The organism is Pseudomonas sp. WS 5010 (assembly GCF_012985565.1).
In the GTDB taxonomy this organism is placed as follows: Bacteria; Pseudomonadota; Gammaproteobacteria; order Pseudomonadales; family Pseudomonadaceae; genus Aquipseudomonas.
Genome location: NZ_JAAQWQ010000001.1, coordinates 133,293 through 155,686, shown reverse-complemented (window position 1 = coordinate 155,686; position 22,394 = coordinate 133,293). Strand labels below are relative to the sequence as shown.

At 61.1% G+C, this 22,394-nt stretch carries 21 protein-coding genes; 10 read left to right on the top strand and 11 right to left on the bottom strand.

Annotated features, from left to right (window positions below; all coding sequences use genetic code 11):
- Positions 1 to 176: 176 nt before the first annotated feature.
- The 5 genes from prpF to HBO11_RS00670 all read right to left on the bottom strand — a co-directional run bounded on the left by prpF (position 177) and on the right by HBO11_RS00670 (position 6,945).
- Positions 177 to 1,367, bottom strand: coding sequence for a 2-methylaconitate cis-trans isomerase PrpF (gene prpF, locus HBO11_RS00690; protein ID WP_169954253.1), 1,191 nt, complete (start codon positions 1,365 to 1,367; stop codon positions 177 to 179).
- Positions 1,368 to 1,378: 11 nt separating this feature from the next.
- Positions 1,379 to 3,973, bottom strand: coding sequence for a Fe/S-dependent 2-methylisocitrate dehydratase AcnD (gene acnD / locus HBO11_RS00685; protein WP_169954300.1), 2,595 nt, complete (start codon positions 3,971 to 3,973; stop codon positions 1,379 to 1,381).
- Between the two features lie 202 nt (positions 3,974 to 4,175).
- The gene (gene prpC / locus HBO11_RS00680; protein ID WP_169954255.1) at positions 4,176 to 5,303 is read right to left on the bottom strand and encodes a 2-methylcitrate synthase; all 1,128 of its coding nucleotides are present in this window, start codon (positions 5,301 to 5,303) and stop codon (positions 4,176 to 4,178) included.
- A 41-nt stretch (positions 5,304 to 5,344) separates the two neighbouring features.
- Positions 5,345 to 6,238, bottom strand: coding sequence for a methylisocitrate lyase (prpB, locus tag HBO11_RS00675; protein ID WP_169954256.1), 894 nt, complete (start codon positions 6,236 to 6,238; stop codon positions 5,345 to 5,347).
- On the bottom strand, positions 6,235 to 6,945 hold the full coding sequence (locus HBO11_RS00670) for a GntR family transcriptional regulator (protein WP_169954257.1): 711 nt from the start codon (positions 6,943 to 6,945) through the stop codon (positions 6,235 to 6,237). The genes prpB and HBO11_RS00670 overlap by 4 nt, the downstream gene beginning before the upstream one ends.
- A gap of 272 nt (positions 6,946 to 7,217) precedes the next feature.
- On the opposite strand from HBO11_RS00670, the gene HBO11_RS00665 reads away from it, so the two are divergent.
- From HBO11_RS00665 to pabB, 4 genes are all read left to right on the top strand, one after another.
- Positions 7,218 to 7,754, top strand: a complete 537-nt coding sequence (locus HBO11_RS00665) for an ATP-dependent zinc protease (RefSeq protein ID WP_038442340.1) — start codon at positions 7,218 to 7,220, stop codon at positions 7,752 to 7,754.
- A gap of 5 nt (positions 7,755 to 7,759) precedes the next feature.
- Positions 7,760 to 9,292, top strand: coding sequence for an inactive transglutaminase family protein (locus tag HBO11_RS00660; protein WP_169954258.1), 1,533 nt, complete (start codon positions 7,760 to 7,762; stop codon positions 9,290 to 9,292).
- On the top strand, positions 9,292 to 10,278 hold the full coding sequence (locus HBO11_RS00655) for an alpha-L-glutamate ligase-like protein (protein ID WP_169954259.1): 987 nt from the start codon (positions 9,292 to 9,294) through the stop codon (positions 10,276 to 10,278). Before HBO11_RS00660 ends, HBO11_RS00655 begins: the two co-directional genes overlap by 1 nt.
- Before the next feature lie 113 nt (positions 10,279 to 10,391).
- Positions 10,392 to 11,735 carry an aminodeoxychorismate synthase component I gene (pabB, locus tag HBO11_RS00650; RefSeq protein ID WP_169954260.1) on the top strand — a complete coding sequence of 448 codons (1,344 nt, stop codon included), beginning with the start codon at positions 10,392 to 10,394 and terminating at the stop codon, positions 11,733 to 11,735.
- 260 nt (positions 11,736 to 11,995) lie between these two features.
- Here pabB and thrH read toward each other — a convergent pair whose 3' ends face one another.
- Positions 11,996 to 12,613 carry a bifunctional phosphoserine phosphatase/homoserine phosphotransferase ThrH gene (gene thrH / locus HBO11_RS00645; protein ID WP_029298307.1) on the bottom strand — a complete coding sequence of 206 codons (618 nt, stop codon included), beginning with the start codon at positions 12,611 to 12,613 and terminating at the stop codon, positions 11,996 to 11,998.
- A 154-nt stretch (positions 12,614 to 12,767) separates the two neighbouring features.
- Between thrH and HBO11_RS00640 the strand changes: the two genes are divergently transcribed.
- The 3 genes from HBO11_RS00640 (at position 12,768) to HBO11_RS00630 (ending at position 16,275) form a co-directional block, all read left to right on the top strand.
- Complete coding sequence (locus tag HBO11_RS00640) at positions 12,768 to 13,502, top strand: phosphoadenylyl-sulfate reductase (protein WP_169954261.1); 735 nt, start codon at positions 12,768 to 12,770, stop codon at positions 13,500 to 13,502.
- Between the two features lie 500 nt (positions 13,503 to 14,002).
- Complete coding sequence (locus HBO11_RS00635) at positions 14,003 to 15,532, top strand: NCS1 family nucleobase:cation symporter-1 (RefSeq protein ID WP_169954262.1); 1,530 nt, start codon at positions 14,003 to 14,005, stop codon at positions 15,530 to 15,532.
- A 14-nt stretch (positions 15,533 to 15,546) separates the two neighbouring features.
- On the top strand, positions 15,547 to 16,275 hold the full coding sequence (locus HBO11_RS00630; RefSeq protein WP_169954263.1) for an aspartate/glutamate racemase family protein: 729 nt from the start codon (positions 15,547 to 15,549) through the stop codon (positions 16,273 to 16,275).
- Between the two features lie 14 nt (positions 16,276 to 16,289).
- Here HBO11_RS00630 and HBO11_RS00625 read toward each other — a convergent pair whose 3' ends face one another.
- Positions 16,290 to 16,748 (bottom strand): anti-virulence regulator CigR family protein, encoded by a 459-nt coding sequence (locus HBO11_RS00625; protein ID WP_169954264.1) that lies wholly within the window; start codon positions 16,746 to 16,748, stop codon positions 16,290 to 16,292.
- Between the two features lie 79 nt (positions 16,749 to 16,827).
- On the bottom strand, positions 16,828 to 17,751 hold the full coding sequence (locus HBO11_RS00620) for a LysR family transcriptional regulator (protein WP_169954265.1): 924 nt from the start codon (positions 17,749 to 17,751) through the stop codon (positions 16,828 to 16,830).
- 125 nt (positions 17,752 to 17,876) lie between these two features.
- Here HBO11_RS00620 and HBO11_RS00615 point away from each other — a divergent pair, with 125 nt between their 5' ends.
- On the top strand, positions 17,877 to 18,623 hold the full coding sequence (locus tag HBO11_RS00615; protein WP_169954266.1) for a 3-oxoacyl-ACP reductase family protein: 747 nt from the start codon (positions 17,877 to 17,879) through the stop codon (positions 18,621 to 18,623).
- A 61-nt stretch (positions 18,624 to 18,684) separates the two neighbouring features.
- Here HBO11_RS00615 and HBO11_RS00610 read toward each other — a convergent pair whose 3' ends face one another.
- Complete coding sequence (locus HBO11_RS00610; RefSeq protein WP_169954267.1) at positions 18,685 to 19,374, bottom strand: HAD-IA family hydrolase; 690 nt, start codon at positions 19,372 to 19,374, stop codon at positions 18,685 to 18,687.
- Between the two features lie 115 nt (positions 19,375 to 19,489).
- Between HBO11_RS00610 and HBO11_RS00605 the strand changes: the two genes are divergently transcribed.
- Both HBO11_RS00605 and HBO11_RS00600 read left to right on the top strand, forming a co-directional pair.
- Positions 19,490 to 19,846, top strand: coding sequence for a DUF2784 domain-containing protein (locus HBO11_RS00605; protein WP_169954268.1), 357 nt, complete (start codon positions 19,490 to 19,492; stop codon positions 19,844 to 19,846).
- A 95-nt stretch (positions 19,847 to 19,941) separates the two neighbouring features.
- Complete coding sequence (locus HBO11_RS00600) at positions 19,942 to 20,601, top strand: aminopeptidase P family protein (RefSeq protein WP_262380929.1); 660 nt, start codon at positions 19,942 to 19,944, stop codon at positions 20,599 to 20,601.
- 5 nt (positions 20,602 to 20,606) lie between these two features.
- Here the strand turns inward: HBO11_RS00600 and HBO11_RS00595 are convergent, their stop codons facing one another.
- Together HBO11_RS00595 and HBO11_RS00590 are read right to left on the bottom strand one after the other, a co-directional pair.
- Positions 20,607 to 21,617 carry an alpha/beta fold hydrolase gene (locus HBO11_RS00595; protein WP_169954269.1) on the bottom strand — a complete coding sequence of 337 codons (1,011 nt, stop codon included), beginning with the start codon at positions 21,615 to 21,617 and terminating at the stop codon, positions 20,607 to 20,609.
- 322 nt (positions 21,618 to 21,939) lie between these two features.
- Positions 21,940 to 22,365, bottom strand: coding sequence for a response regulator (locus HBO11_RS00590; RefSeq protein WP_169954270.1), 426 nt, complete (start codon positions 22,363 to 22,365; stop codon positions 21,940 to 21,942).
- Positions 22,366 to 22,394: the final 29 nt, after the last annotated feature.

Here is a 22,394-nt window from a genome sequence, read left to right as displayed (position 1 = left end):
TTGTGGCAGGTCTGAATGCCTGCTCTCGTACATAAATCCAGAGGCCGCTGACGCTCCCTTGTGGGAGCGGGCTTGCCCGCGATAGCGCTGGATCAGTTGGTATCTGCGTGACTGACACGCCGCAATCGCGGGCAAGCCCGCTCCCACACAAGCCCGCTCCCACATTGGGGCCGGCTTTAGAATGCGTCGCCGGGCACGCGCACGTAGCCTTCCATCAAGACCCGCGCACTACGGCTCATGATGGCCTTCTTCACCACCCATTCGCCGTTGACCTGGCTGGCCTCTGCGCCCACGCGCAAGGTGCCGGACGGATGCCCGAAGCGCACGGCATTGCGTTCCACACCGCCCGCTGCGAGGTTGACCAGGGTCCCGGAAATCGCCGCCGCCGTGCCAATCGCCACCGCGGCCGTGCCCATCATCGCGTGGTGCAGCTTGCCCATGGACAGCGCCCGCACCAGCAGGTCCACATCGCCGGCCTTGATCGCCTTGCCACTGGAGGCCAGGTAATCCGCAGGCTTGGCCACGAACGCCAGCTTCGGTGTGTGCTGGCGCTGGGCCGCTTCGTCCAGGTGCTTGATCAGGCCCATGCGCAACGCCCCATGGGCCCGCACTGTCTCGAACATGGCCAGGGCTTTCGGATCGCTATTGATCGCGCCTTGCAGCTCGGTGCCGGTGTAGCCGAGGTCTTGCGCGTTGATAAAAATCGTCGGGATCCCCGCGTTGATCAGCGTCGCCTTGAAGGTGCCGACACCCGGCACTTGCAGGTCGTCGATCAGGTTGCCGGTGGGGAACATCGAACCGCCGCCGCCCTCTTCTTCGGCTGCCGGGTCGAGGAATTCCAGTTGCACTTCGGCCGCCGGGAAGGTCACGCCATCCAGCTCGAAGTCGCCGGTTTCCTGCACCGCGCCGTCGGTGATCGGCACATGGGCGATGATGGTCTTGCCGATATTCGCCTGCCAAACCCGCACCACGGCCACGCCGTTAGAGGGGATACGCGCAGCGTCCACCAGGCCAGCACTGATGGCGAATGCACCCACCGCTGCCGACAGGTTGCCGCAGTTGCCGCTCCAGTCGACAAAAGGCTTGTCGATGGACACCTGGCCAAACAGGTAGTCCACGTCATGCTCGGCGCGGGTGCTCTTGGCGAGGATCACGGTTTTGCTGGTGCTCGACGTGGCACCGCCCATGCCGTCGATCTGCTTGTCATAGGGGTCGGGGCTGCCGATCACCCGCAGCAGCAGGGCATCGCGCGCCGCCCCCGGGACCTGGGCCGATTCGGGCAAGTCCTTGAGGTTGAAAAACACGCCCTTGCTGGTGCCGCCACGCATGTAGGTGGCGGCGATCTTGATTTGCGCTACGTGTGTCATGGTTATCCTCTTCAGGCGGTCGCCGCCGATTCCAGGAAGTCCTGGGCAAAACGCTGCAACACGCCGCCCGCCTCGTAGATCGACACTTCTTCAGCGGTGTCCAGGCGGCAGGTCACCGGCACTTCGACACGCTCGCCATTCTTGCGGTTGATCACCAGGGTCAACTGCGCACGCGGGGTGCGCTCGCCGATTACGTCATAGGTTTCGCTGCCATCGATCTGCAGAGTCTTGCGGTCGGTGCCCGGCAAAAATTCCAGGGGCAGCACGCCCATGCCCACCAGGTTGGTGCGGTGGATGCGTTCGAAGCCTTCGGCGGCAATCGCTTCCACACCCGCCAGGCGCACGCCCTTGGCCGCCCAGTCGCGGGACGAACCCTGGCCGTAGTCGGCGCCGGCAATGATGATCAGCGGCTGCTTGCGCTCCATGTAGGTTTCGATGGCTTCCCACATCCGCGTGACCCGGCCTTCCGGTTCGATGCGCGCCAGGGAACCCTGCTTGACCTTGCCGTTTTCCTGGACCATTTCATTGAACAGCTTGGGGTTGGCAAAGGTCGCGCGCTGGGCGGTCAGGTGGTCGCCACGGTGCGTTGCATAGGAGTTGAAGTCGACTTCCGGCAAGCCCATTTTCGCCAGGTATTCGCCGGCGGCGCTGTCGAGCATGATCGCGTTGGACGGCGACAAGTGGTCAGTGGTGATGTTGTCCGGCAGCACCGCCAGCGGGCGCATGCCCTTGAGCGGACGCGCACCGGCCAGGGCGCCCTCCCAGTACGGCGGGCGACGGATGTAGGTGCTTTGCGGGCGCCAGTCGTACAGCGGGGTGACTTTCGGGCCGGTGTCTTCATGGATCGCGAACATCGGGATGTAGACCTGGCGGAACTGCTCAGGCTTGACCGATGCCTTGACCACCGCGTCGATTTCTTCGTCGCTCGGCCAGATGTCCTGCAGGCGGATTTCCTTGCCGCTCGCGTCCAGGCCCAGTACGTCTTTTTCGATATCGAAACGGATGGTGCCGGCAATCGCGTAGGCCACCACCAGCGGTGGCGACGCCAGGAACGCTTGCTTGGCGTACGGGTGGATGCGCCCGTCGAAGTTGCGGTTACCCGAGAGCACGGCGGTGGCGTACAGGTCGCGGTCGATGATTTCTTGCTGGATCACCGGGTCGAGTGCACCGGACATGCCGTTGCAGGTGGTGCAGGCGAAGGCAACGACACCAAAACCCAACTGCTCCAACTCGCTGGTCAGCCCGGCTTCGTCGAGGTACATGGCCACGGTTTTCGAACCCGGGGCCAGGGATGACTTGACCCACGGCTTGCGGGCCAGCCCCAGCTTGTTGGCATTGCGCGCCAGCAGGCCGGCGGCGATCACGTTGCGCGGGTTGCTGGTGTTGGTGCAACTGGTGATGGCAGCGATGATCACCGCGCCGTCGGGCATTTGCCCCGGCACGTCATCCCATTGCCCGGAAATGCCCTTGGCCGCCAGGTCGCTGGTAGCCACACGTGCATGCGGGTTGCTCGGGCCGGCCATATTGCGCACGACGCTGGACAGGTCGAAGCTCAGGCCACGCTCGTATTGCGCACCCTTGAGGTCATCGGCCCACAGCCCGGTGTGCCGTGCGTACTGCTCGACCAGGGCGACTTGTTCGTCTTCGCGACCGGTGAGCTTGAGGTAGGCGATGGTCTGCGCGTCGATGTAGAACATCGCCGCCGTGGCGCCGTATTCCGGGGCCATGTTGGAGATGGTGGCGCGGTCGCCCAGGGTCAGGGCCGAAGCGCCTTCACCGAAGAACTCCAGCCAGGCACCGACGACTTTCTGCTGGCGCAGGAACTCGGTCAGCGCCAGCACCATGTCGGTGGCAGTGATGCCCGGTTGCAGCTTGCCTGTCAGTTCGACGCCAACGCTTTCCGGCAGGCGCATCCACGACGCGCGGCCAAGCATCACACTCTCGGCTTCCAGGCCGCCGACGCCAATGGCGATCACGCCCAGGGCGTCGACGTGGGGGGTGTGGCTGTCGGTGCCGACGCAAGTATCCGGGAAGGCCACGCCGTCACGCACCTGGATCACCGGGGACATTTTCTCCAGGTTGATCTGGTGCATGATGCCGTTGCCCGGCGGGATCACATCGACGTTCTTGAAGGCCTTTTTGGTCCACTCGATAAAGTGGAAACGGTCTTCGTTGCGGCGGTCTTCGATGGCGCGATTTTTCTCGAAGGCCTGTGGGTCAGAACCACCGGCCTCGACCGCCAGGGAGTGGTCGACGATCAGTTGGGTCGGCACCACCGGGTTGACCTGGGCCGGGTCCCCCCCTTGCAGGGCGATGGCATCACGCAGGCCGGCGAGGTCCACCAGGGCGGTCTGGCCGAGGATGTCATGGCATACCACACGGGCCGGGAACCAGGGAAAGTCGAGGTCGCGCTTGCGTTCGATCAACTGGCTCAGGGACGCGTTGAGCGTCGCCGGGTCGCAGCGGCGCACCAGGTTTTCGGCGAGCACGCGGGAGGTGTAGGGCAGCGTGGCGTAGGCACCGGGGGTGATGGCCTCGACAGCCGCACGGGCGTCGAAGTAATCCAGGCGGCTGCCGGGGAGCGGTTTGCGAAATTCAGTGTTCATCGTCAGGACTCGGTCACGGTAGTTACAGAAGGAAGACCTGTACCGACCCAGAATTGGAATGAGGTCAAAATGTGGGAGCGGGCTTGCTCGCGAATGTGGTGTGTCATTCAACACATTCAGTGACTGTTACCCCGCATTCGCGAGCAAGCCCGCTCCCACACTTCTGATTCGGTTACCAATTCGGGATTGTCGGTCTCCTCATTCAGCGACGTTCGATTGGCACGAACTTGCGCTGCTCGACGCCGATGTACTCGGCGCTTGGACGGATGATGCGGTTGTTGGCACGCTGCTCGAACACATGCGCCGCCCAGCCGGTGAGGCGCGAGCAGACGAAGATAGGCGTGAACAGCTTGGTCGGGATGCCCATGAAGTGGTACGCCGAGGCATGGTAGAAGTCGGCGTTGGGGAACAGTTTTTTCTGTTCCCACATGGTTTTGTCGATGGCTTCGGAGACCGGGAACAGCACCTTGTCGCCCACTTCATCGGCGAGTTTTTTCGACCAGCCCTTGATCACTTCATTACGCGGGTCGTTGTCTTTATAGATCGCGTGGCCAAAGCCCATGATCTTGTCCTTGCGCTCCAACATGCCAAGGGTGCCTTTCACGGCGTCTTCGGCCGAGGAGAAACGCTCGATCATTTCCATCGCCGCTTCGTTGGCGCCGCCATGCAGCGGGCCGCGCAGCGAGCCGATGGCGGCGGTGACGCAGGAATACAAGTCGGACAGGGTCGAGGCACACACACGAGCGGTGAAAGTCGAGGCGTTGAACTCGTGCTCGGCGTACAGGATCAGCGACACGTTCATGACTTTTTCGTGCAGCGGGCTCGGCTTCTCGCCGTGCAGCAGGTGCAGGAAATGCCCACCGATGCTCGGCTCGTCGGTCACGCAGTCGATGCGCTTGCCGTCATGGCTGAAGCGGTACCAGTAGCACATGATCGCCGGGAACGCGGCCAGCAGGCGGTCGGTGACATCGCGCTGCACGCTGAAGTCTTGTTCCGGCTCGATGTTGCCGAGGAACGAGCAACCGGTGCGCATCACGTCCATCGGGTGGGCGTCGGCGGGGATGCGTTCCAGCACTTCCTTGAGCGCCTGGGGCAGGTCACGCAGCTTGCTCAGCTTGGCGCTGTAGGCCGCCAGCTCGGCCTTGCTCGGCAATTCGCCGTACAACAGCAGGTAGGCGACTTCTTCAAACTGTGCGTCGGCGGCCAGTTCACGCACGTCGTAGCCGCGATAGGTCAGGCCGGCACCGGCCTGGCCCACGGTGGACAGTGCCGTCTGCCCGGCCACCTGGCCACGCAGGCCGGCGCCACTGAGTACTTTTGCTTCAGCCATGGTTCTTCTCCAATTTTGTAGTTATCTGGGAGGCGCTGCGCTTATTTCTTGGCGGCGAACAGCGCGTCGAGCTTCTGCTCGAAGGTGTGGTAGTCAATGCGATCGTAAAGCTCCATGCGGGTTTGCATGGTGTCGATCACGTTCTGTTGGGTGCCGTCGCGACGGATCGCGGTGTAGACGTTCTCGGCGGCCTTGTTCATGGCGCGGAATGCCGACAACGGGTACAGCACGATGGAAACATCGGCAGATTTCAACTGTTCGGTGGTGTACAGCGGCGTCGCGCCGAATTCCGTGATGTTGGCCAGGATCGGCGCCTTCACACGGGAGGCGAACAGCTTGTACATCTCCAGCTCGGTGATGGCCTCGGGGAAGACCATGTCGGCGCCGGCCTCGATGCACGCGGCAGCGCGTTCCAGGGCAGACTCCAGGCCTTCCACGGCCAGGGCGTCGGTGCGCGCCATGATCACGAAGCTGTCATCGGTGCGGGCATCCACGGCAGCCTTGATGCGGTCGACCATTTCCTGCTGCGAGACGATTTCCTTATTCGGGCGATGGCCGCAGCGCTTGGCGCCCACCTGGTCTTCGATATGGATCGCGGCGGCGCCGAACTTGATCATCGACTTGACGGTACGCGCCACGTTGAACGCCGAGGAACCGAAACCGGTGTCCACGTCCACCAGCAGCGGCAGGTCACATACGTCGGTGATCCGGCGCACGTCGGTCAGCACGTCATCCAGGCCGGTGATGCCCAGGTCCGGCACACCCAGGGAGCCCGCGGCGACACCGCCACCAGACAGGTAAATGGCCTTGAAACCGGCGCGCTTGGCCAGCAAGGCATGGTTGGCGTTGATCGCGCCAACCACTTGCAGCGGGTGTTCGCTGGCTACCGCATCACGGAATCGCTGGCCTGGGGTGCTGTTTTTATCGGAACTCATGACTCACCTCTCGAGGGGGCGCCGTCGGGGAAGTGACGGGCGATATTGCGTTTGGAAGCGCCGATATGACGGCGCATCAACAACTCGGCCAGTTCACCGTCGCGATCGGCAATCGCGTCAAGAATGCGGTGATGCTCGGCAAATGCCTGGCGTGGACGATTGGGGGTGGCGGAGAACTGGATGCGGTACATGCGCACCAGTTGATACAGCTCGCCGCACAGCATCTGGGTCAAGGTGCGGTTACGCGCGCCCTGGATGATCCGGTAGTGAAAGTCGAAGTCGCCTTCCTGCTGGTAATAGCCAACACCGGCCTGGAACGCAGCATCGCGCTCGTGGGTGTGCAGGACCTGGCGCAGCTCCTCGATTTCTGCGTCGGTCATGCGCTCGGCGGCCAGGCGGCAGGCCATGCCTTCGAGGGATTCGCGGATTTCGTAGAGTTCCACCAATTCCGCCTGGCTCAGGGACACCACCCGCGCGCCGACATGGGGCACGCGCACCAGCAGGCGCTGGCCTTCCAGGCGGTGGATCGCCTCGCGCAACGGGCCACGGCTGATGCCGTAGGTGCGCGCCAGCTCAGGTTCAGAGATCTTGCTGCCGGGGGCTATCTCGCCCTTGACGATGGCGGCCTGGATACGACGGAAGACGTTCTCGGACATCGTCTGGGAATCGTCCTGCCCTGCCACCGGAATTTCCAGCTGATCCAGCATGATTGTCGACACCTTTAAAAGCAATGCCGCAAAAACTAGCCAATCAGCCCCTGATAGTCAAAGAATAAATGCACATTGTCGACAATCGTCTAATAACCCGCCCTGCACGCGACAAGGCATGGCCGGCTGCCAGCGCTGGCGCCAGAAAACCTTCATGTTAGAATGCCCGCCGCATTTGCCTGACATCTCCGGATGAAAAGGCGCACGAGGGAGCTTGCGCAGCAATGCCAGTCGCCTTGAATCAAACATCGCACTGCACCGCCTCAGGATCTATGAGACTCAAGCCCTTCCCCCTATTGTTCTGCCTACTGATGTTTCCGGGCCTTGGCATCGCTGCCGAGAAGACGGTTTACGGCCTCAATGAATACGCCAAGCTGGCGGGCATTGACCTGGAAGTCGCCGCCAAGCTCGACACCGGCGCCAAGACTGCGTCCTTGAGTGCCCGGGATATCAAGCGCTTCAAGCGCAATGGTGAGTCCTGGGTCCGCTTCTACTTGGCCATCGACACCGCCCATTCGCACCCCATCGAGCGCCCCCTGGCCCGCGTCAGCAAGATCAAGCGCCGCGCCGGCGACTACGACCCCGATGAGGACAAGAACTACACCGCCCGTCCGGTGATTGCCCTGGACATCTGCATGGGCACCGCTTTACGCAGCATCGAAGTGAACTTGACTGACCGCAGCGCCTTCCAATATCCGCTGCTGATCGGCTCCGAAGCCTTGAAACGCTTTGATGCGCTGGTCGACCCCAGTCTTAAATACGCAGCGGGCAAACCTGCCTGCGCCACCGACGCTCATACCGCCGAGTAATTCCAATGCGCTCTCTTACTATGCACCTGAAGATTCTGATCGCCGTCCTGGTGGTACTGGGCATTTCGGTCACGGCCTATCAGATCTTCGTCCTCGGCATCCCGGTGACCGAAGACGCCACTGACGACCTGTGGAACATCGACGCCAAGGTCGAGTTCGTCGCCAATGCCAAGGACCCGGTCAAGGTCCAGATGTTCGTGCCGCCCCTGAGCCGCGACTTCGTCAGCCTCAATGAGAGCTTCATCTCCAATAACTATGGGGTGAGCGTCAACCGCATCGACGGCAACCGCAAGGTCACCTGGTCGGCCCGGCGCGCCAAGGGCAACCAGACCCTCTACTACCGCCTGGTGCTGACCAAGCGCTACAGCGGCGAGAAGGTCAAGGTCAAGGGCCCGACCTTCCGCGACAGCATTGCCGTGGAAGGCCCGGAAAAAATCGCCGCCGAGGCCCTGCTGGCACCGATCCGCCAGCACTCGGCCGATGTCGAGACGTTTATCAGCGAAGCCATCAAGCGCACCAACAACCTTAACGACGATAACGTCAAGCTGCTGCTGGCGGGCGATCCGTCGACGCCCCACAAGGCCAAGATCGTCGAGTTACTGCTGTCCATCGCCCACGTGCCGGTAGAAAAAGTCCACACCATCCGCCTGGTGGCCGACCAACCGCAAACCCCGGAGCTGTGGCTGCGCAGCTTCAATGGCAACGACTGGCTGTACTTCAACCCGGAAACCGGCGAACAGGGCCTGCCCTCGGACCGCCTGCTGTGGTGGACCGGCGATGAAAACCTGATCACCGTCGATGGCGGCAAGAAAGCCGCCGTGACCTTCAGCCTGAACAACAGCGAGATGAACGCGATCCGCCTGGCCAAGCTGACGGACGAGAACACCGACGCCAACTTCCTCGAATACTCGCTCTACGGCCTGCCGCTGCAAACCCAGCAGACCTTCATGATCATGGTGATGATCCCCATTGGCGTGCTGGTGATCCTGATCCTGCGCAACCTGATCGGCCTGCAAACCCTGGGTACATTCACCCCGGTACTGATCGCCCTGGCATTTCGCGAGACGCAGCTGGGCTTTGGCATCGTGCTGTTTACCGTGATTACGGCGCTCGGGCTGTCGCTGCGCTCGTACCTGGAGCACTTGAAGTTGCAGATGCTGCCGAGGCTGTCGGTGGTGCTGACCTTCGTCGTGGTGCTGATTGCGGCCATCAGCCTGTTCAGCCACAAGCTGGGCCTGGAACGCGGCCTGTCGGTGGCGCTGTTCCCGATGGTGATCCTGACCATGACCATCGAACGCCTGTCCATCACCTGGGAAGAGCGCGGTGGCGGCCATGCGATGAAAGTCGCGATTGGCACCCTGTTCGCCGCGTCCCTGGCCCACATCATCATGAGCGTGCCGGAGCTGATCTACTTCGTGTTCACCTTCCCGGCGATCCTGTTGATCCTGGTGGGCTTCATGCTTGCCATGGGTCGCTACCGTGGCTACCGCCTGACCGAGCTGGTGCGTTTCAAGGCCTTCCTCAAGGCTGATTCGTAATGTTCGGGTTCTGGAAGACCTGGAAGGCCCTGGAGGCGCGGGGCATCATGGGCATCAACCGGCGTAATGCCGACTACGTGCTCAAGTACAACAAGCGCAGCCTGTATCCGATTGTCGATGACAAGATCATCACCAAGGAGCGGGCGATTGCGGCCGGGATCCATGTGCCAGAGATGTACGGGATCATTTCCACCGAAAAAGAAATCGACAAGCTCGACGAAATCATTGGTGGTCGCAGCGATTTCGTGATCAAGCCGGCCCAGGGCGCCGGCGGCGACGGTATCCTGGTGATCGCCGACCGCTTTGAAGGGCGCTATCGCACTGTGTCCGGCAAGATCATCAGCCATGAGGAAATCGAGCACCAGATCTCCAGCATCCTCACCGGACTGTATTCCCTGGGCGGCCACCGTGACCGCGCACTCATCGAGTACCGCGTGGTGCCCGACCAGATCTTCAAGAGCATCAGCTACGAAGGCGTGCCGGATATCCGCATCATCGTGTTGATGGGCTACCCGGTGATGGCCATGCTGCGCTTGCCGACCCGCCAGTCCGGCGGCAAGGCCAACCTGCACCAGGGCGCGATTGGTGTCGGTGTGGACCTGGCCACCGGCCTGACCCTGCGCGGCACCTGGCTGAACAACATCATCACCAAGCACCCCGACACCACCAACGCGGTGGACGGTGTGCAACTGCCCAACTGGGACGGTTTCATGAAACTCGCCGCCGGCTGCTACGAGTTGTGCGGGCTGGGTTACATCGGCGTGGACATGGTGCTGGACCAGGAAAAAGGCCCGCTGATCCTGGAACTCAATGCCCGGCCCGGGCTGAATATCCAGATCGCCAACGATTGCGGCCTGACCTTGCGTACCCATGCGGTAGAAGCTCGCCTTGAAGAGCTGAAGGCGGCGGGCGTGACGGAAACGGCTGAAGAACGCGTGAGGTTTGCCCAGGAAATGTTTGGGCATATTCCACCGGTACAAGGCTGAATAACCCACCCGGCCGCGCCCCTCAACCAACAATCCCCGACATCCCCTCTAGGAGCAAATCCTACAGGGGACTACAATCCCCTCCCCCGCGCCCATGGCTGATACACCCCCGCATGTCGACCTGCTCCGTACACCCGCTGCCCTACCACGCCAACCCCGCCGAGTATTTTGCGGCGATCCGCCATGCGCCTGGCGCCGTGCTGCTGGACAGTGGCCGGCCGGCAGCCGAGCGTGGTCGTTATGACCTGCTCAGCGCCTGGCCGGAAGCAACGTTGGCGGTGTGGCCGGATGAAAGCGGTAGCGATTTCCTGGAGCGTCTGAGGGAAAACCTGACGCTGCTGGGTGACGCCAGCCTGCCCGCGCCTTATGAACTACCGTTTGCCGGCGGCTTGATCGGCTACCTGAGCTACGACTTTGGCCGCCACCTGGAACAACTCCCGCAGCAGGCAATCGATGACATCGGCCTGCCCGACGCACGTTTTGGCCTCTACTCCTGGGCGTTGATCAGCGACCACCAGGCACGCACCAGCCAATTGGTGTTCCACCCGAAACTGCCGCAAAGCGAACGGCAAAGGCTGCTGGACCTGTTCCGCCACCCTGCCGCCCACACCCCGGCCAGCTTCAAGCTGCACAGCCGAATGACCCCAGACCTGAGCGCCGCCGCCTATGAACAGGCCCTGGCGCGGATCCAGGACTATATCCAGGCGGGTGACTGTTACCAGGTCAACTTTGCCCAACGCTTTCGCGCGGCGTGCAACGGCGATCCCTGGGTCGCCTATTGCGCCTTGCGGGCCGCCTGCCCGACGCCGTTCTCGGGCTTCCAGAGCCTGCCGGATGACGGCGCGGTCGTAAGCCTGTCACCGGAACGCTTCGTGCGGATCAGCCAGCGCCAGGTGGAAACCCGCCCGATCAAGGGCACCCGCCCCCGAGGGCGAACACCCAACGAGGATGCAGCCAACGCCGCCGAACTCCTGGCCAGCCCCAAGGATCGGGCAGAGAACCTGATGATCGTCGATCTGTTGCGCAATGACCTGGGGCGCACCTGCCGCACCGGCTCGGTCAAGGTGCCGGAGCTGTTCAGCCTGGAAAGCTACCCGAATGTGCATCACCTGGTAAGCAGCGTCACGGGCGAGTTGGCTGACGACAAAGACGCCCTGGACCTGATCGCCGGCAGCTTCCCCGGCGGCTCGATTACCGGCGCACCGAAGATCCGTGCAATGCAGATCATCGACGAACTGGAACCGACCCGGCGCGGGCTGTACTGCGGCTCGCTGCTATACCTTGACGTACGCGGCGAGATGGACAGTTCCATCGCCATCCGCAGCCTGCTGGTCAAGGACGGCCAGGTCTGTTGCTGGGGTGGCGGCGGGATCGTCGCCGATTCCCAGTGGCAAGAGGAGTATCAGGAATCGATGACCAAGGTGCGGGTGTTGCTGGAGACGCTGGAAGGGCTGTAAGCGCCTATCCCAAGGAAAGAACCTGAATCAGAACCGCCGTGGACCGTACTGCAGCGCAACAATAGCGTCTGCCGTCCGTGAGGGATCACATGGCGCAACTGCTTGTTGCCCTGATCGTTTTTGTCGCTTGCGCCGTTGAAGCACAGCCCTTTTTCGAGGGCCTCATCGTGAGCAAGCCCACCTTCGACTGCGTTCCCAAAGGATAAACACGGTCGAAGGTGGGCTTGCTGGCGATGAGGCATCCAGCCCCGCTAAATCACTTACAGGCTCAACGAACGATTCGAAGCCTTGATGAACTCCCGCTTCAAGTCCTCAAAGGTATGCACCGCCGGAAATTGCGGGAACTCGCGGATCACGTTTTCCGGTGCATGGAACAGAATTCCACGGTCCGCCTCACCGAGCATGGTGGTGTCGTTGTAGGAATCGCCCGCAGCGATGACCCGGTAGTACAGGGTCTTGAAGGCCAGCACCGACTGGCGCTTGGGGTCTTTCTGGCGCAGTTGATAGCTCACCACCCGGTCATTTTCATCGGTAATCAGGCGGTGGCAAAGCAGGGTCGGAAAGCCCAGTTGACGCATCAACGGCTGGGAAAACTCATAGAAGGTGTCCGACAGGATCACCACCTGGAAGCGCTCGCGCAGCCAATCGACGAACTCGATCGCACCTTCCAGCGGCTTGAGCGTGGCAATCACTTCCTGGATATCCGACAGCTTCAAGCCGTGCTCGTCGAGAATCCGCAGGCGCTGCTTCATCAGCACGTCGTAGTCGGGAATGTCCCGGGTGGTGGCCCGCAAGGATTCAATACCGGTTTTTTCAGCGAAGGCGATCCAGATTTCCGGAACCAGCACCCCTTCCAGGTCGAGACAGGCAATTTCCACAAGACACTCCCATTTGGATTTTTTTTCAGTTGAGCGAGCAAAAGGACTGCCGAACTCTAGCGATTCGCGCTGGCCGCCGCAACGCAGAGCGGATTTTGTTAACATCCCACTCCTATAGAGCGCTCAGCGCCACTGACCTGTAGGAACCGTCCTGATGAACCAAGCCTTCGACGTCGCTGAACTCGCCGCGACCTATGCCAACAAGTCCGCCCAGGACATCCTCAAGCTGGCGTTCAGCCAGTTCGGCGATGAGCTGTGGATTTCCTTCAGCGGTGCCGAGGACGTGGTGCTGGTGGATATGGCCTGGAAACTCAACAAGAACGTCAAGGTCTTCAGCCTCGACACCGGCCGCCTGCACCCGGAGACCTACCGGTTTATCGAGCAGGTGCGGGACTTCTACAAGATCGATATCGAATTGATCTCGCCAGACCAGAGCAAGCTGGAACCCTTCGTCAAAGAAAAGGGCCTGTTCAGCTTCTACAAAGACGGCCATGGCGAATGCTGCGGCGTACGCAAGATCGAACCCCTGCGCCGCAAGCTCAGCGGCGTACGCGCCTGGGCCACCGGCCAGCGCCGCGACCAGAGCCCCGGCACTCGCAGCCAGGTGGCGGCCCTGGAAGTCGATAGCGCGTTCTCCACGCCCGAGCGCACCCTCTACAAGTTCAACCCCCTGGCACAAATGACCAGCGAAGAAATCTGGGGTTATATCCGCATGCTCGAACTGCCGTACAACAGCCTGCACGAACGCGGTTTCATCAGCATCGGCTGCGAGCCCTGCACCCGCCCGGTGCTACCGAACCAGCACGAGCGCGAAGGCCGCTGGTGGTGGGAAGAGGCAACCCAGAAGGAATGTGGGCTGCACGCGGGAAATATCATCAGCAAGGCCTGAAGCCTGGCCTGCCAAGAATGTCGCAACAAGCTCGTGTGGGAGCTGGCTTGCCCGTGATCGCATCACCTCGGTGTAATTGAATACCGGGATGATGCGATCGCAGGCAAGCCAGCTCCCACATTTGTTTCCATCGACCATGAAACCTGTACACACAAACGTTACAACCAGTGCCATTTTTGTGTGCACTTTAATGATTACGCACCGAAAAGTTACACCCTGTTTTTGCCTACTTCCTACATATTCCATTCCCACAATCTTGCAAAAAAATAAATACCTGTTCAAACGGTCAATTTATAATTGTTAAAATTCAGCTAATTATTAATAACCACTGCAAAAACGAAATTAGCCTAACTTTTTATAGATGAAAACCTGGCACACAAGTGGCTAAGGGAGTTGAAGTCTTTGTATACAACTTCAACAACAACCTTCATACACTTTGTGTCCGCACGCTAGCCGCGCCTTACCCACGCGCTCGCTGCAGATGCCAGGAGCCTGCCGGAATGCGTACAACTCTGCCCAACACTCTCGCACTGGATCTGCCCTCCTCCACAGCAATACCCACGGCCCCCAACCTCGGGCCACTGGTACTCAGCCCGCGCCTGCACAACAAGGACCTGGCACCCACCAAGGCCGAAGGCCGGCGCTGGGGTGGCTATAGCATTTTTGCCCTGTGGACCAACGATGTGCACAACATCGCCAACTATTCATTCGCCATTGGCTTGTACGCTCTGGGCCTGGGTGGCTGGCAGATTCTGCTGTCCCTGGGGATCGGCGCGGCGCTGGTGTATTTCTTTATGAACTTGTCGGGTTACATGGGCCAGAAAACCGGCGTGCCATTCCCGGTGATCAGCCGGATCAGTTTTGGCATCTATGGCGCGCAAATACCTGCGCTGATCCGGGCCGTGATCGCGATCGCCTGGTTCGGGATTCAAACCTACCTCGCATCAGTGGTGTTCCGCGTGCTGTTGGTGGCGATTCATCCAGGGTTCGCCGACTACGACCACAACTCGATACTCGGCCTCTCAACCCTGGGCTGGGCCTGTTTTGTGATGATCTGGTTCGTGCAACTGGTGATCCTGGCCTACGGCATGGAAATGGTCCGGCGCTACGAGGGCTTTGCCGGCCCGGTGATCCTGCTGACCGTTGCGGCACTGGCCGGCTGGATGTATTTCCAGGCAAGCGGCACTATCGCCTGGTCAATCCGCGAGCCCCTGAGCGGTGGCGAGATGTGGCGCAATATCTTCGCCGGCGGCGCCTTGTGGCTGGCGATCTACGGCACCCTGATCCTCAACTTCTGCGACTTCGCCCGCTCATCGCCCTGCCGCAAGACCATCAAGGTCGGCAACTTCTGGGGCCTGCCGGTGAACATCCTGGTGTTCGCGATCATCACCATCCTGTTGTGCGGCGGGCAGTTCCAACTCAATGGCCAGGTGATCGAAAGCCCCACCCAGATCATCGCGGCCATTCCCAACACCTTCTTCCTGGTGCTGGGCTGCCTGGCATTCCTGATCGTTACCGTGGCGGTAAACATCATGGCCAACTTCGTTGCCCCAGCCTTTGTGTTGAGCAACCTGGCGCCCAAGTATCTGAATTTCCGGCGTGCGGGGCTGATCAGCGCGTTCCTCGCGGTGCTGATCCTGCCGTGGAATCTCTACAACAGCCCGCTGGTGATTGTGTACTTCCTCTCCGGCCTGGGTGCGCTGCTGGGCCCGCTGTATGGCGTGATCATGGTGGATTACTGGCTGATCCGTAAGGGCCGGATCGACGTGCCGCAGCTGTACAGCGAGGACCCCAACGGGACGTATTACTACAGCCGCGGGGTGAACATGCGGGCGGTCGCCGCGTTTGTCCCGGCTGCGGTGATTGCCATTGTGCTGGCGCTGTTGCCGGGTTTTGCCAGTGTCTCGCCGTTCTCCTGGCTGTTTGGCGCGGGGATTGCCGGGGTGCTGTATCGCCTGATCGCCAAGCGCCAGCCGTTCTATGCCGATATCAGCGGCGAGAGCATCGCTGTCGACAACGTCAGTCATTGATCAGGGAGCATTCCATGCGCATTCTCGTCGTCAACGTCAACACCACCGAATCCATCACCCAAGCCATCGCCCAGCAGGCGCGCAGCGTTGCGGCAGCGGGCACCGAAATTGTCGGCCTGACCCCGTTTTTCGGCGCCGAGTCGGTGGAAGGCAATTTTGAAAGCTACCTGGCAGCCATCGCGGTGATGGACCGGGTGATAGCCTACGACCAGCCATTCGATGCGGTCATCCAGGCCGGCTACGGCGAACATGGCCGCGAAGGCCTGCAGGAACTGTTGAACGTGCCGGTGGTGGATATCACCGATGCCGCCGCCAGCACCGCGATGTTCCTTGGCCATGCTTACTCGGTGGTCACCACGCTGGACCGCACAGTGCCGCTGATCGAAGACCGGCTCAAGCTTTCCGGACTGTTTGAGCGCTGTGCCTCGGTGCGCGCCAGCGGTATGGCGGTGCTGGAACTGGAGGAACACCCGCTGCGGGCCATGGAGGCCATCGTGCGCCAGGCCGAGCTGGCCATCAGCGAAGACAAGGCCGAGGTGATCTGCCTGGGTTGCGGCGGCATGGCCGGGCTCGATGAGCAGATCCGCCAGCGCACCGGCGTGCCGGTGGTCGATGGCGTGACTGCAGCGGTAACCCTGGCCGAATCCTTGGTGAGGCTGGGGTTGTCGACGTCGAAGGTGCGCACCTATGGAACACCCCGGCCAAAGACCATCATCGGCTGGCCTGGCAGGTTCGCACGCTGAATCGCCGATCTCGATCAGTTCAAGACGTCATTGAGCACTTCATAAATGATCCCGGTGGCAATCGTCACCAGGATCAGGTCGGTGCCAGCCTGTTGCCATTCGTAGCCGTCGTAATGGGGCAGACGCCCCAACAGGCGTCCATCGAGTTTCTTGGCGATTCCCGGTGGCAGGGGTTTGCCACGGGCCAGGTTTTTCTGGATGCCTGGCGGCAGGGACGAACCACCGCGCCAGTAGTCGCGGCTGTCACCAAGGATTACCCGCACACCCCCGATATCAATTTGCGGGCCGCTGTAATGGGCGCCTGCACCCTTCTTGCCACCACCCTGGACCTGATTACCCTGGCCGCCACCCTTATTGCCATGGGCACTGCCTTTGTCCTTGCCGTTGCCATTGCCGGGATCGGCCAGCAGCGCCGGGGAGCCTGCAATCAACGCCAGGCTGGTAAATACGAGTAAAGCGCGTGATATGGACATGATCGGTCTCGACAGTCGCAAGCCCCATTGGCCCGTATCAGCTTAGAACACTAGCGGGCAGCGAGTTCAGCAGTGAGTGCTATACCGCGCTGAACCGCTGCGCCAACTGCTGCTGGGCAAACTGCTCGAGGATGAAGTCGACGAACACTCGGGTCTTGCCCGGCAGCAGTTTGTGCTCGGCGTAGTACAGGGAGATGTTGCCGTCATCGACGTACCAGTCGGGCAGCACCCGCACCACGGCGCCACTGTCGAGGAACGGCACAGCCATCGGCATGCTGACCAGGGCAATCCCCAGGCCTTGGGTGCAGGCGCAGCACGCGGCTTCGGAGTCGCCCATGGTCATGCGTGGCTTGAGCATCAGGGGCCGCTGTTCGCGGGCGCGGTTGGTCAGTTGCCAAGTGCGCACGCGGCCGGTTTGCGGCGAGCGAATCAGGATGCCATTGCACAAGCCCAGGTCTTCGGGAACACGCACGGGCAGGCGCTTGGCCAGGTAATCGGGCGAGGCCACCAGAATCCGGTGGGCCGGGGTCAACTTGCGTGCGACCACGCCCTGGGGTAGCTCGAACCCGCCGCCGATGGCGGCGTCGAAGCCCTGGCCGATCAGGTCGACCTGGCGATTATCAAAATGCCAATCAGGGCTGATATCGGGAAAGCGCCGCAAAAACTCCGCCAGCAACGGCACCACATAACGGTTGCCAAATACCGTGCCCATACTCACCTTGAGCGTACCCACCGGTCGGCCTTCGGCGCTGGCCAGGTTGGCCACCGCATTCTGGATGGTGGTGAGGCTGGCGCTGACCTCTTGCAGGAACAACTTGCCGGCTTCGGTCAATGTAAGCCGCCGGGTGCTGCGCTGGAACAGCCGCACCCCCAGGCGCGCTTCAAGCTTAGCCACGCTTTTGCCGACGGCCGCCGGCGTCAGGCTCAGGTGCCGCGCCGCTTCGGCAAAGCTGCCGCCTTCGGCGCTGCGCACGAAGCATTCGATACTGCCGAAGCTCTCCATACCACCTCACTCTAAACTTTTGGTTTACACAGACTATAGCAATCACGGTCTACCGAGGGATGCCCGCGAGGTCGATACTCGGCAACAACACAAGGCATTCGCGCCTTGCCTAATTGGAGATCGACATGACCACGCAAAACCTCAGCGGCAAAGTTGCCTTGATCCAGGGCGGTTCCCGCGGTATCGGCGCCGCCATCGTCAAGCGCCTGGCCGCGCAAGGTGCAGCCGTTGCCTTTACTTACGTCAGCTCTGCCGCCAAGGCCCAGGCCCTGCAGGACAGTGTGATCAACGATGGCGGCAAGGCCCTGGCGATTCACGCCGACAGCGCCGATGCCGTGGCCATTCGCAATGCGGTCAACGCCACGGTCGAAGCGTTCGGGCGCCTGGACATCCTGGTGAACAACGCCGGGGTGCTGGCGGTCGGCCCGCTGGAAGAGTTCAAACTGGAAGACTTTGACCAGACCCTGGCCATCAACGTGCGCAGCGTGTTTATCGCCACCCAGGAAGCGGCGCGGCACATGGGCGAAGGGGGTCGCATCATTAATATCGGCAGCACCAACGCCGAGCGCATGCCCTTTGCCGGCGGCGGCCCGTATGCCATGAGCAAGGCCGCGCTGGTGGGCTTGACCAAAGGCCTGGCGCGCGACCTGGGGCCACGGGGAATTACCATCAACAACGTGCAGCCGGGCCCGGTGGACACCGATATGAACCCGGCCAACAGTGAGTTTGCCGAGAGCCTGATTGGCTTTATGGCGGTGGGCCGTTATGGGCAGGTGGCAGAGATCGCCAGCTTTGTTGCCTACCTGGCAGGGCCGGAGGCGGGCTATATCACCGGGGCCAGCTTGACTATTGATGGTGGCTTTAGCGCCTGATTGCAGTGTGCTATCGGGCGCCATCGCCGGCCGCCGGCGCCTACGCAGGCGCCGATAGCTTTCAGCGCATCGGTGGCAGGCCGTAGGCCGCCAGGTCGAAGTCCGCGAGTTTGCGGATGATCTGGTCGGCATGAGCGTACTTGCTGTCGGCCATGGCCTCATCAGGCACGGCGATGGCCGTCATGTTCGCAGCCTTGGCTGCGGTCACGCCAAACGGTGAGTCTTCAAACACCAGGCAATCCTCGGGCGCAACGCCCAGGTGGCGGGCAGCGGTGAGGAAGATGTCTGGCGCAGGCTTGGCTGCGCCGACTTCCGGGTCGTCGGCGGTGACGATGGTGCCGAACAGGCCAAACCACTCCCGGTGCAGCGTGGTCTTGTGGCCAAACGAATTGCGCGACGAACTGGTGCCCACGGCTATGGGGATATTGTGCGCACTTAAATGCCGCACCAACGCCTCGGCGCCCGGCATGCCCAGCGCCTTGGGAAAACGCTCGCTCATCAACGGCTCACGGATGCGCAGGAACTCCTCGGGAGTGATCGGCAAGTCCAGCGCCTTGACCACATACTCGGCCAGGTCCTGGGCGCCACGGCCGATGATGTGCTGCTTGATGCCCCAGTCGTAGGTACGGCCATAGCGTTCGGCAATAATCTGCGTGACTTGGGTATAGATGCCTTCAGTGTCCAGCAACAACCCGTCCATATCGAAAATCACGGCCTTGATCGGGCCGACAGCAGTACGCGATGCGCTCATCACAAAAGATCCGTGGCAAAGGACTAAAAGGATTCAGCACAATAACGGCCCTGCCAGCCTGCAAGCAACCCATTATCCCTTAGACTGGCGCCCTAACCGTTCAAGCGAACCCGATATGCTTTTGCGCATTGCCGCCGACAGCCTGGTGCTGTTTCACCTGTGTTTTATCCTGTTTGTGCTGTTCGGTGGCCTGCTCGCCCTGCGCTGGCGCCGAGTCATCTGGCTGCACCTGCCCGCCGCCGCCTGGGGCATGGCCGTCGAGTTCTTCCACCTGCCCTGCCCCCTGACCCGCTGGGAAAACCTGTTGCGCCACCTCGCCGGGCAAGAAGGTTATGGCGCGGGTTTTATCGAGCACTACATCATTGCCCTGATCTATCCGGCGGGCCTGACACCCCAGATCCAACTGGGCCTGGGCGCCCTGGTCCTGCTGATCAATATTGCGGTGTATACGCGCCTGGCCAGGCGCTCGTAGCCTGGCTTCGTTGCATGCATGGGTATCCCGATCACTACCGCTCGCTATATAGTAAAAGATATAGCGATTAGCCAATAAAAATCGAGGATACCCCGTTGAACGCACCTTCGAAGGAAGCCGTGGGCGCCGCCTACAGCATCGACTCCATGCGCCACGCCCAAGCCATGACCTGGCGCGCCATCGAGCAATTGTCCCAGCAGATCCGCCCCGGCATACTCGAATCCCAAGCCCGGGAACTGGGCAAGCAGGTGCTTGCCGATCTGGACATGCAACGCATCTGGCACCCGCTGCTGGTGCGATTTGGCGCCAACACCCTCAAGACCTTCAAGCAACGCTCCGACGGCGACCCGGCACTAGCCGAGAACGACATCTTCTTTATCGACATGGGCGCAGTGTGGCAGGGCCATGAAGGCGACGCCGGCGCCACCTTCACCACCGGCAGCGACCCACAAATGGCCGCCTGTGCCAGCGCAGCCAAAGCGCTGTTCGAGCGGGTGCAGTTGCGCTGGAAAACCGAAAAAGTCGTCGGCCTTGAGCTCTATCGCTATGCCCAAGAACAGGCCCGGGACATGGGCTGGGAACTGAACCTAAGCATCAAGGGGCACCGCGTCAGCGACTTCCCCCATGCCATCCACCGTGGCGGCGACCTGGGGGATTTCGAACATTACCCCAATGAAGGGCTGTGGATCCTGGAGATTCAGATTGCCCACCCGAGCAAGGCTTATGGGGCGTTTTATGAGGATTTGCTGGCCTAGCCTGTTTAACGAGCCAGAAATTCAACAATCAGGGAAGTGACCTGCTGCTGGATCACCTCACGCGGGCGGGCACCTTCGCCATCGCGGCAGATCATGCCGTCGCCTGGCGAGCTTTTTTCAATCAGCGCCTCCCCGCCCGGCTTGCACACGGCCATAAAACTGAAGTGAGTGGCGTCGCTGATTTCGACATAGCGCGTCGATGCCGGGGGCAGGCGCTTGGCCAAGTCAGCAGACTCCAACTCAGCGGGAAGCTCTGTTGAGGGCACGCCCGCAGCAATCACCAACGTCGGCACCGGCAACGCCGCCAGGCTTTGATCGGTAAACCCACGCGACAGGCCCAGGTCCAGCGAAACAATGGCAGTGACCCGCTTGTCACTCAAATCCTCTGCCAACGGCGCCTGCGCGGGGTTCAACTGCTGGTAGACCGCGCAAGGGGCCAACTGCCGGTGAACCTTGCAGTCCTGGGCAAAACGCTCAGGGTCGAAACGGGCACCGGCGACTTCCAGCGCCGTCCAACCGCCCAGCGAATGACCCACCACTGCAATTCGACCGGGCAACACCTCGCCAAACTGGTTTGGCTGCGCCAGCACCGCGTCGATAGCGCGGCGAATATCCACCGGCCGCTGCCATAACTGCGCGGCGGCACGAGCGCTGCGGTCCTTACTGGTAGTGCCAGGATGATTGACCGCCGCCACGATAAAACCCCGCTGGGCCAACGCACTGGCCAACCACTCCTGATTGCCCCAACTGCCGCCGAAACCGTGGGAAAGCACCACCAACGGATGCTCACCCACCGCCGCAGGCGCATCACGCACGGCCAGGGCACTGAAAAACACCGGGTTGTCGTCGATCACCTTTGGCGTGGCGGTAGTGGAGCTGGGATACCAGACCACCATCTCCAGCGGGCGCTCGTTGTTGGGGTCTGGCAAGGTCGAGGCTTGGAAGCCGACAGGGTTACTGGCAAAAACGGTGGAAGTAACGCAGGTAAGGAGCAGAGCGATTAGGGCTGCTTTCAATGGGAATCTTCCTTGATGGGATGCAATGCACGGCAGACACTGCGCGTGTGGCCACATTATTCCCATATCGCTGGTTTTCATGCAGCAAAAACCACAAACCCCCGGCTTTCTCTAGGAAAACCGGGGCGATTCAAACGGCTTCGTCCGTACATTCACAGCATTCGCGGGCGATGGCGAGAGCAAAGTGCAACAGTCAATAGTTCCCTTAAAACTGGAAATCGACTGCGAGTCTGATGTTTTGTCCAGCGATGCATGGACGGCTTGATGCCGGAAATGGAAATGTCTACGAGCCCTGTTCGGTAATCGCTATAACGGTCTGAGTTCAAAGCACCCTGCGCAAACGAATACTACGTGTGGGTTGAACTTTTGGTGGGTCGATCGTGCGCATAAGGCTTCTTATCGCCCGCTCATCAGGTGTTCGCGTGAGTTTACTAATTACTTTTGATCCCGGCGCCGGGACTGTCACCAGGTTGTCAACTGGGAGGCCGTCATAAACTAACGTATGACGAACAGCCGGACAGTTCATAAAAAAATCATCCAGGCTAAATGTTACATCTACTCCCAAAGCACTGTTTATCACCAAAAGGTCAAAGGGCTCGACGGCGTTTTCAACCATTGCCAACAATTCCGCAAATGTTTCCACGGGTGCGATTCGGTGATACCCCTGCTGATTCAGCATTTTCTCAATACTCAACCGTTGTGCAGGTTGATCGTCAACAACCAAAATTCGTAAATAGGGGGTCGGCATTCTTGATCCTTGTAAATTGCGAAAGCACG

Coding starts and splice junctions, on each gene's coding strand:
- prpF (WP_169954253.1), bottom strand. CDS start 1,367: ATGACACACGTAGCGCAAATCAAGATCGCCGCCACCTACATGCGTGGC.
- acnD (WP_169954300.1), bottom strand. CDS start 3,973: ATGAACACTGAATTTCGCAAACCGCTCCCCGGCAGCCGCCTGGATTAC.
- prpC (WP_169954255.1), bottom strand. CDS start 5,303: ATGGCTGAAGCAAAAGTACTCAGTGGCGCCGGCCTGCGTGGCCAGGTG.
- prpB (WP_169954256.1), bottom strand. CDS start 6,238: ATGAGTTCCGATAAAAACAGCACCCCAGGCCAGCGATTCCGTGATGCG.
- HBO11_RS00670 (WP_169954257.1), bottom strand. CDS start 6,945: ATGCTGGATCAGCTGGAAATTCCGGTGGCAGGGCAGGACGATTCCCAG.
- HBO11_RS00665 (WP_038442340.1), top strand. CDS start 7,218: ATGAGACTCAAGCCCTTCCCCCTATTGTTCTGCCTACTGATGTTTCCG.
- HBO11_RS00660 (WP_169954258.1), top strand. CDS start 7,760: ATGCGCTCTCTTACTATGCACCTGAAGATTCTGATCGCCGTCCTGGTG.
- HBO11_RS00655 (WP_169954259.1), top strand. CDS start 9,292: ATGTTCGGGTTCTGGAAGACCTGGAAGGCCCTGGAGGCGCGGGGCATC.
- pabB (WP_169954260.1), top strand. CDS start 10,392: ATGTCGACCTGCTCCGTACACCCGCTGCCCTACCACGCCAACCCCGCC.
- HBO11_RS00640 (WP_169954261.1), top strand. CDS start 12,768: ATGAACCAAGCCTTCGACGTCGCTGAACTCGCCGCGACCTATGCCAAC.
- HBO11_RS00635 (WP_169954262.1), top strand. CDS start 14,003: ATGCGTACAACTCTGCCCAACACTCTCGCACTGGATCTGCCCTCCTCC.
- HBO11_RS00630 (WP_169954263.1), top strand. CDS start 15,547: ATGCGCATTCTCGTCGTCAACGTCAACACCACCGAATCCATCACCCAA.
- HBO11_RS00625 (WP_169954264.1), bottom strand. CDS start 16,748: ATGTCCATATCACGCGCTTTACTCGTATTTACCAGCCTGGCGTTGATT.
- HBO11_RS00620 (WP_169954265.1), bottom strand. CDS start 17,751: ATGGAGAGCTTCGGCAGTATCGAATGCTTCGTGCGCAGCGCCGAAGGC.
- HBO11_RS00615 (WP_169954266.1), top strand. CDS start 17,877: ATGACCACGCAAAACCTCAGCGGCAAAGTTGCCTTGATCCAGGGCGGT.
- HBO11_RS00610 (WP_169954267.1), bottom strand. CDS start 19,374: ATGAGCGCATCGCGTACTGCTGTCGGCCCGATCAAGGCCGTGATTTTC.
- HBO11_RS00605 (WP_169954268.1), top strand. CDS start 19,490: ATGCTTTTGCGCATTGCCGCCGACAGCCTGGTGCTGTTTCACCTGTGT.
- HBO11_RS00590 (WP_169954270.1), bottom strand. CDS start 22,365: ATGCCGACCCCCTATTTACGAATTTTGGTTGTTGACGATCAACCTGCA.